General features: G+C 68.8%; 5 protein-coding genes and 1 pseudogene. 2 read left to right on the top strand and 4 right to left on the bottom strand.

All coding sequences use genetic code 11. From position 1 onward, the window contains the following. Positions 1-168: 168 nt before the first annotated feature. The gene (locus ACFWJ4_RS40160; protein WP_380554058.1) at positions 169-2,721 is read right to left on the bottom strand and encodes a collagenase; all 2,553 of its coding nucleotides are present in this window, start codon (positions 2,719-2,721) and stop codon (positions 169-171) included. Positions 2,722-2,862: 141 nt separating this feature from the next. Continuing rightward, a complete protein-coding gene (locus tag ACFWJ4_RS40155) occupies positions 2,863-3,147 on the bottom strand; it encodes a transposase family protein (RefSeq protein WP_380554055.1) in 285 nt (94 codons plus the stop codon). On the opposite strand from ACFWJ4_RS40155, the gene ACFWJ4_RS40150 reads away from it, so the two are divergent. Both ACFWJ4_RS40150 and ACFWJ4_RS40145 read left to right on the top strand, forming a co-directional pair. Further along, positions 3,039-3,923, top strand: a complete 885-nt coding sequence (locus tag ACFWJ4_RS40150; RefSeq protein WP_380554052.1) for an IS701 family transposase — start codon at positions 3,039-3,041, stop codon at positions 3,921-3,923. The genes ACFWJ4_RS40155 and ACFWJ4_RS40150 overlap by 109 nt on opposite strands. Before the next feature lie 75 nt (positions 3,924-3,998). Then, complete coding sequence (locus tag ACFWJ4_RS40145; RefSeq protein WP_380554049.1) at positions 3,999-4,481, top strand: DUF5959 family protein; 483 nt, start codon at positions 3,999-4,001, stop codon at positions 4,479-4,481. On the opposite strand, the pseudogene ACFWJ4_RS40140 reads toward ACFWJ4_RS40145, so the two are convergent. Beyond that, positions 4,473-5,286: pseudogene (locus ACFWJ4_RS40140) on the bottom strand (IS5 family transposase). The gene ACFWJ4_RS40145 and the pseudogene ACFWJ4_RS40140 sit on opposite strands and share 9 nt — an antisense overlap. A 97-nt stretch (positions 5,287-5,383) precedes the next feature. Next, positions 5,384-6,925, bottom strand: a complete 1,542-nt coding sequence (locus ACFWJ4_RS40135; RefSeq protein ID WP_380554046.1) for an MFS transporter — start codon at positions 6,923-6,925, stop codon at positions 5,384-5,386. Positions 6,926-7,754: the final 829 nt, after the last annotated feature.

The raw sequence follows: 7,754 nt of genomic DNA, 5'->3' as shown, positions 1-7,754 counted from the left end.
CCGGACGTCCTGCTCGCCGACCGGGACTACGACCACGACAAGTACCGGCGCCTGGTGTGGAAGCAGGGCATCAAGCCGGTGATCGCCCGCCGCAGAGGCCCACATGGATGCCCTGGCTCACGCATCCCCGGGGATGCGTGAGCCAGGGCATCCGGGCTCACACGCCGGTCAGTACTGGGTGGTGACGGTGACGCCGCTGAAGGCGGTCTTGCCGTAAAGGGTGATGTAGCGGTAGCCGGCCGTGGTGTTGGTGACGGTCACGGTCTGGGTGGTGCCGCTGTTCGTGGAGGAGGCGGCGTAGTCCGTGTTGGAGGCCCAGCGGTCCGGGCTGTAGTAGAGGTAGGCGGTCCCGGTGCCGCCGGTGGTGGAGACGGTCAGCGTGGTGGTGCCGGCCGGCATGTAGATGTACATCTGGTCCGAGCTTCCGGCGTCGGCGGAGCGGCCGCTCCGGAAGCAGTTGTAGTCCAGCTTCCGGGCGTCGGGGTCGGTGCAGGCCGCCGGTGCGGCCGGCGCGGTGACGGTGACGGTCCGGGTCGTGGTGGCCGTCTTGCCGTTGCTGTCGGTGACGGTGAGGGTGACGGTGTAGGTACCGGCAGCGCGGTAGGACTTCGACGGGGAGGCCGCGGTACCGGTGGTGCCGTCGCCGAGGTTCCAGGCCCAGCCGATGATGCTGCCCTTGCCGGCAGTCTCGGTGGAACGGTCGGTCAGCTGGACGTTCAGGTCCCGCACCGTGACGTCGAAGGCCGCCTTCGGGGTGCCCGCGGTGAGGCAGGTGTCGGTGGCGCAGGTGTCGACCCACCTGGTGAAGTCGGCGTCGTAGGCGGTGCCGATGCCGTTGTAGTACGCGTAGGCGCGGGCGTAGTCGCCGGTGCGGAAGTAGCCGAGCATGGTCTGGACGACGCCCGGGAACCGCTCGATCATGTAGCGGGCGGCCAGGTAGCCCCAGTGGTAGGTGCGGACGACGTCGCTGTTCAGGTACGTGCTCTGGAGCAGGGTGCTGAGCGCGTAGGTGTGCTTGGGGGCCCAGGAGACCGCGTTGAGGTCGGTGACGCCGCGGTAGGTGTAGGAGACGTACTCGGCGACGCCCTCGATCCACCACAGGTCGGGCACGCTGGTCTGCTGGTAGAAGTCGCCCTTCATGTCGTAGCGGGCGTCCAGGACGTGGGCGTACTCGTGGTTGAGGTTCCAGATCCGGGCGGTGAAGCCGTTCTCGTTCGAGTGCCGGTACATGAGGGAGACCGGCTGGTTGGCCGGGTCGCTCGGGGTCCCGGTCAGGGTGACCCCGCCGTTGTTGGTGTTCGCCTCGTACATCGCGCCGGCGTAGGTCTGGTAGTCGGCCTGGCTCGCGAAGACCACGAGCTGCACGGACGACTCGTACTGGCCGGGGATGGGGCCGTTGTCGCGGACGAGGTTGTGGAAGTACGCGTCCTCACCCTTGAGGTCGGCGCAGACGGCGGCGAGTTCGGCCGCGGTGAGGTCCTGGGCCAGGATGGTGAGGGTGGCGTTGCAGGTCTGCCTGATCGGCAGCACGGCCTTGGTCAGGCGCTGCTTCAGGTCGCAGACGCCGTAGTAGGAGCACTGGTCCTTGTCGAAGAAGGCGGCCGTGTTGGCCGTGCCGACCCACAGCGGGGCGGTGGGGCCGGTCATCGAGGAGCTGTCGAGCAGGGCCTTGGCCAGCGGGCGGATCCTGGCCTGGAAGGCCGGGTACTTGACGAACCGGGTCAGCTCGATGCCGGCGTTGGAGACCAGGAAGCCGGGGTAGGTGCCGAGCAGGTCGTGGTGGTTGCGGGTGAAGGCGTCGAGGGTGTCGATGATGCCCGGGTCGGCGGTCACGGCGTCGACGAAGGACTTGCTCTCGTGGCCCCGGTCCAGCGCGGACAGGGCGCTGTTGACGTAGGTGAGCAGGTTCTTCGAGCTGTCGTACGCGCCGGTGTAGCCGTTCAGCACCTGCCGGTAGGTGTTCAGGTAGCGGCCCTGCTGCCCGGCGCTGTCGGTGAGGATGATGACATCGTTCGCGACCTGGCCGTTCGCGTCGGTCACGTCCGCGGCGTGCGGGCCGGCCAGGAAGGCGTCGATACCGCGCGTCACGGCGGCGGTCAGCGTCGCGTCGTAGGGGCCGACGTGCGCGAGGTCCTTGTCCTGCACGTAGTAGCCCGCGCGCAGGTACAGGACGACCTGCCAGGTGGCGGCGGAGTTGTCGCCGGGGTAGGAGGCGGCGGCGCTCTGGAAGGCGTCGGCCATCGTCGCCATCTGGCTCTGGCGGAACAGGGCCGAGGCGTACGGGCTGCCGCCGAGCTGGAACAGCGAGCCGATGCACTGGGGAGTCGAGGCCTTGACGTAGGACACCAGGGCGGCCCCGGTCCGGCCGGCGAAGTCGGCCGGGGTGCACGACTGGGCGGTGACCGGCTCCGCCGCGAGCGCACGCGGTGCGGACTTGGCCAGGCCCTTGTCCGCGCCGGTCTCCGCCGGCGCCGTGACGGACAGCGGGTTGACCAACGGCAGCTGTGCGGCCGTGAGCGGGCGGGCCTGCGGCGCGGCGGGGCTCTCGGGATCGGCGAACGGGCTGCCGGGCACCTCCGACGAGCTGCCGGAGGGCCGGTACGTGTTCGAAGCGGCCGGTGCGGGGGTGACCGGCGTGGGGGCGGCGGCCTGGCTCGGTGCGGCGGATATGCCGAGCAGGACGGTGCCTGCCGCGGCGACTGCGGCCAGCAGTCTGGGCATGCGTGAGAGCGGACGCATCGTCTATTCCTTTGTGGGGGAAACGCGAACGGAGCGCCACGGACGTGGGGACGTGGGAGGTATCCGAAGCGTGTGACGCACCGTCTCACAAGATCGGCGGGGCTATCAATAGGGTGTGACATGTCACCTGTCTCGGGTTCGCCTCTGCCGAAAGCGGCGGCCCTGGCACACCAGGGCCTGGCAGGCGAAGCGGTGCACCCGCAGGGCAACCGTCACGGGCTGCCCGCAGCTGGGCAGATCCGACGGATAGCGCAGGTAGGAACGGTGGACCCGCTCCGACCACGTCCCGCAGTCCGGGCATGACGCACCCGGAGCACGCGGGCGGCGATCCGCACCACCGCACCGGACGCTTCGACACCGAAGACCTCCACCCGGGGCAGCGACGGGAACAGCAACTCGCCGAGCCACGACCACGAGCGACCAAGCCACGGCTCGCCCTGCAGATGACCGTGGCGGCGCTGGATGCCGGAGTGAGCACGTCGTGGGTAACCGGCGACGAGACCTACGGCCAGGACCCCGGCCTGCGAGCCGGACTGGAGGCCCGCGAAGTCGGCTACGTGCTGGCGGTCTCCTGCGCGACCAAGGTGCGGATCAACCAGGGCCGCACCGCGATCAGCGCGGACGAGGCTGCTGATCGCCTGCCCGCCTCAGCCTGGTACCGGCAAAGCGCCGGTCCCGGGGCCAAGGGTCCCCGCTACTACGACTGGGCCTGGGTGCACATCGGTACCGGCGACCACCGTCACCTGCTGATCCGCCGCAACCCCACCACCAGCGAACTCGCCTTCTACCTGTGCTGGTCACCCCAGATCGTTCCGCTGTCCGAACTCGAACGAGTCGCCGGCACCCGCTGGTGCATCGAAGAATGCTTCCAGGCGGCCAAGGGCCAGGTCGGCCTGGACCACTACCAAGTCCGGAAATGGACCACCTGGCACCGGCACGTCACCCAGGCCATGCTCGCCCTCGCGTTCCTGGCCATCGCCGTTCAGGACGCGCGGCCGACCAGACCTGCGGATCCGAACCGCCCGGCCCGAAGCCGAGAGTTGGTCGACCTGACCGTCCCGGAAATCCGCCGCTTGATTGGTGCGCCGTTCAGCCCCGTCATGTCCCTGCGTGCACTCCTGCACTGGTCGAACTGGCGCAGAAGCCACCAAGCTTCGGCACGTCGCAGCCACTACCGGCGGTGACTCTCCGTCCCCGCAGGCACGTAGATCGCGAAGTCGCACTGGAGTATTAGAACCCCTAACGAAATGGGGTGGCGGATGCACTCCTTGCAGGGGGACGATCTCTCGATACTTGCCGATGAAGGGACAGCTATGGGCGACATCGCTCTGAGGGAGCTCATCTCTCTCGCCGATGACGAGGGGAACAGCGTCACCGTCAACGTTCTGGGCCGCGATCCGGGCTGGAGCGCCGGGCTCGACGCCGAGATTGTTGTCAGGACGCCGTTCGTGTCCGGCCGTATCGGCCTGGTGCTGTCAGCCTCGAAGCTTGAAAGTTGGGCCACCGCGTTGAACCGGCTCGACGCCGACGAGGACGTCGTGTGGATGGAATGGGACAGAGGGCCGTCCGTCTCCATCCAGCTCACCGGCAAGCGTGACTGTCCGGAGGTGGTCGTAGAGGACGAGTCGGGGTCCATGGTCACCGTGCGGGTGCCGCTTGTTCCCCCGGACGACTGGATCGCTGACCACAGGCAACGTCTGCACCAGGTGATGAATCACTGGGTTCCGATGCTTTCAGCGTAGGGAGACAAGTCGCCGCCAGCAGATCAACGCACATCCGAGGGTGAGGAAGGCTTCGTGAATGTCGTCCCTTGTCTCCCAGCGGATCCGCGGGCGGCGGAACCAGTGCAGATGGGCGAACGCGCGTTCCACGACCCAACGTTGGGTACCGAGGCCGGAGCCGTGCTCGATGCCCCGGCGGGCAATCACCGGCTTCACCCCGAGAGTTCAGACGAGGCGATGGTACTTGTCGTGATCGTATCCACGGTCTCCGAGGAGGATGTCTGGCCGGCGCCGGGGACGTCCACGCTTGCCCCGCACTGGTGGGACCGCCTCAAGTAGCGGGATGAGCCGGGTGACGTCGTTGCGGTTGCCGCCGGTCAGGGTGGCTGCGAGCGGGATACCGGTGGCGTCGGTGATCAGGTGATGTTTGCTGCCCGTCGTGCCCCGGTCAACGGGGCTTCGTCCCGTCTTGGAGCCCCTTTTAACGCGGGATATGGGAGCCGCCGACCACCGTCCGGGAGAGGTCCAGGGCGTTCGCGCTGCGGAGCTTGGCGAGGAGGACTTGGTGGAGGCGGGGCCAGACTTTAGCCTCGGTCCACTCGGCCGGGCGGCGCCAGCAGGTCATGCCCGAGGCGAAGCCGAGTTCCTGCGGGAGGTGTTCCCACGCGATCCCGGTGTGCAGGACGAACAGGATGCCCTGGAACACCAGCCGGTCCGGATGCCGCTTGCGCCCGGGATGCCGGGTCCGGCGCTTGACCTTGGGCGGCAGCGGCTCGATCACAGCCCACAACTCGTCATCGACTTCCCACGGCTTCGGTCGAGCCACCCCGCACCCCGATCAACGGTCCCGGAGTGATCCAACCACCTCGAAGATCATTTCGTTAGGAGTTCTTATTCCGTCTGGGCGTCGTTGGAAAGCCTGGTCATCGGGTGTGGTGACCTTGTGGAATGACGGGTGTCATCGGCTTGGGGATCTTGATGACGAACGCCGCGATCGTCACCGCCAGTGCGGCGAAGACCAGGCCCATCTGGAAGGCGCTGGCGATGCCGTGCACCAGCACTTGCGAGGAGTACGGCGCCGGGAGCCGGCCGGTGGCCCGGGCCTGGGCGAGCTGCTGCGGGGTGGCCTGCCGCAGGAACGCCCCGGTCTGCTGCCGGGCCTCGTTGCGGCTGGCCGTGCCGAACACGGTGACCAGGATCGACAGGCCGAGCGAGCCGCCCACCTGCTGGGTGGTGTTGAGCATGCCGGTGGCCGCGCCGGTCTCGTGCGGGGCGACGTGGGAGACGACGGTGAGGGTGGCGGGGACGAAGATCGAGCCCATGCCGAAGCCGAACAGCAGGGTCGGGCCGAGGATGCCGCCGACGTAGGTGCTGTCGATGTCGATCTGCGTCGCCCAGGCAACCCCGCTCAGCACCAGCAGCGAGCCGGTGACCAGGAAGGGCTTGGGGCCCCAGCGCAGCTGGTTGCGGGCGGCGAACTGGGCGGCGGCGACGATCGCCACGCTGATCGGCAGGAACGCGAAGCCGGCCCGCAGCGGGCTGAAGCCGAGGATCTCCTGGACGAACAGGGTGATGAAGAAGAAGATGCTGAACATTGTTGCGGCTACGCAAAGCATCAGCGTGTACGCGCCCGAGCGGTTGCGCTCCCGTAGGAGGTGGAGCGGCATGATCGGCTGTCGTGCGTGCCGCTCGTTCGCCACGAACGCCGCAATCAGCGCCACGGCGAGGCTGAAGGCGGTGAGCGTCACGGGGTCCGTCCAGCCGTGTTCGGAGGCGCGGATGAAGCCGTAGACCAGGGAGACCATGCCCGCGGTGGCGGTGAAGGCGCCGGTCAGGTCGAAGCGGCCGGGGTGGCGTTCGGACTCGTTGATGTAGAGCGGCGCCAGCAGTGCGATCGCGATGCCGATCGGCACGTTGACGAAGAGCACCCAGCGCCAGGACAGCCAGGAGGTGAGCATGCCGCCGAGCAGCAGTCCGATCGCGCCGCCGGCTCCGGCGACGGCGGAGTAGACCCCGAAGGCCCGGTTGCGTTCCTGGCCCTCCTTGAAGTTGGTGGCGATCAGCGCCAGCGCGGTCGGCGAGGCGATGGCCCCGCCCACGCCCTGGAAGGCTCGGGCGGCCAGCAGCCAGGCCGAGGACTGCGCGACGCCGCCGAGCAGCGAGGCCAGGCTGAACACCAGCACACCGACCATGAACACCCGCCGCCGCCCGAGGATGTCGCCGGCGCGCCCGCCGAGCAGCAGCAACCCGCCGAAGGTCAGGGTGTAGGCGTTGATGACCCAGGACAGGTCGGTGGTGTTGAACTTCAGTGCCTGCTGGATGTGCGGCAGCGCGATGTTCACGATCGTGATGTCGAGAACGACCATGAGCTGGGTGGCTGCGATGACGGTGAGGGCTATCCCCGGGTGCTGGCCCCGACGTGCGGTCGCGGGCGAAGCCTCGGCCAGGGCGCGCGAGGTGGCCATGGCAGGTCCCCCAATGGGTTCGGGGGTGAACGGCGGACAGGCGGCGGATTCGTTCACCACTACCGACGGTATCCCCGGGGCATAGGGAACACAATCGTTCATTACGGACAGTCGCGCGCGTCCCGGTCCGGTGTTCTTCCTGGCCGAGCCGACAGTGATCCGCACCCCTCCAGCTCGGCGGGTCTCAGGAAGCAGTACGGCGGCGGACGAGGTCAGCTCCGGCGATCCCCGGCTGCCCGGGAGAGCGGCTGGTCCGCCTGGTTGTGCGCGGTGATCGCGTGTTCGACGGCCCGCAGGTCGGTGAGCAGCTCGGCGGTCTCGGGGACGGGTGTGCCGAAGGCTCACCTCGTCCCGGTTCGTGCCGTCCCCGGGTCGGTCGAGCGGCCAGTGGGCGATCACGAGTCGGTCGCCGAGCACGTGAGTGGTGTCCTTCTCGGCCGCGTCCAGCGCGCCAGGAGCGCGGGGACTTGCTCCATCCGGCGGATCAGGTGGGCGAGCGTGAGCGTCTCGGCTGGATCCTCATTGGTTCACACTGCTCGCAGCCACCCGACCTGCCCGGGCACCAGGTCGCTGCGGGCAGCGGTGCGGTCCGGCCGGACGGGATAGCAAGGGCGGGGCGGGCGACAGCGTGAACTGGCGCTACCTCTGCGGCGCGATAGGAAGCCGACGGAGCGGAGCGGCGCATCGCTGACCTCGGTGATGGGAAGCGGATGGAGGTCGATGGTGGGTGGTGGGGGGCGGGCGCCGGCGCGGCTGGCGGGCGCGGCCACCAGGATGAGCTCCAGGCCTACGTGTGGGGGGGCGAGGGGTGTCAACTGGGGTGGGCTGG

The organism is Kitasatospora sp. NPDC127067 (genome assembly GCF_042724755.1).
GTDB classification, from domain to species: domain Bacteria; phylum Actinomycetota; class Actinomycetes; order Streptomycetales; family Streptomycetaceae; genus Kitasatospora; species Kitasatospora lactacystinica.
Note: the sequence above shows the minus strand (reverse complement) of the source record. Positions and strands in the feature narration are given on the sequence as shown.